This window comes from Caballeronia choica, assembly GCF_001544535.1.
Lineage (GTDB): Bacteria > Pseudomonadota > Gammaproteobacteria > Burkholderiales > Burkholderiaceae > Caballeronia > Caballeronia choica.
Genome location: NZ_FCON02000596.1, coordinates 1 through 630, shown reverse-complemented (window position 1 = coordinate 630; position 630 = coordinate 1). Strand labels below are relative to the sequence as shown.

The window sequence follows — 630 nt, the reverse complement described above, 5'->3', positions numbered from 1 at the left end:
CACCAGCATGCGCTACAGATCCCTTGGTACGACATCTGTACTTTGCTCAAATACGACATTACTACTTTGCCCCTACAAATAAAAAGTTGATAATTCGCTTTATGTAAAGTTATACACGCTAATGGCGTGGACATCGTGGTCTGTCGACTCATGCGTCTTCGCAACAGCCAAGCATACGACGGTACTTGCTCGGAACGGCTCGATCACAAAGACACCATTGCTGAACGGCATGAAATGCAAGGCGGCGCCCGTGGGCGCCGCCTGACAAGCTAGCCGACGCCCTAAAGGTGCCGGAGCTAACCCCACCCCTTACTTTATCCCAGGACCCACCGCCACCAATTGCGGCTCGAGCATGCGGTCGCCGCTTTTCGCCAGCCAGCACACCACACACGCTGCGAAGATATCGAACACCGCGAGTACGACAAACAGCGGGCTATAACCGACCTGCGTGACCAAAACGCCGAACAGCGCGGTGAACGCCGCAGCGCCCAGGTAACCCGCCATGCCGCCCATGCCCGTGGCAGTGGCGACTTCGTTCTTGCCGAACACGTCCGACGTAATCGCATACAACGCACCCGACAAGGTCTGATGGGCGAAGCCGCCGACGCACAGCAGCGCAATAGCCGCGTA

The 630-nt window shown here is 57.1% G+C and carries 1 pseudogene; it reads right to left on the bottom strand.

Annotation, left to right across the window (positions count from 1 at the left end):
• Window positions 1–309 precede the first annotated feature (309 nt).
• Window positions 310–630, bottom strand: a pseudogene (locus tag AWB68_RS45915) (MFS transporter); the annotation flags it as partial.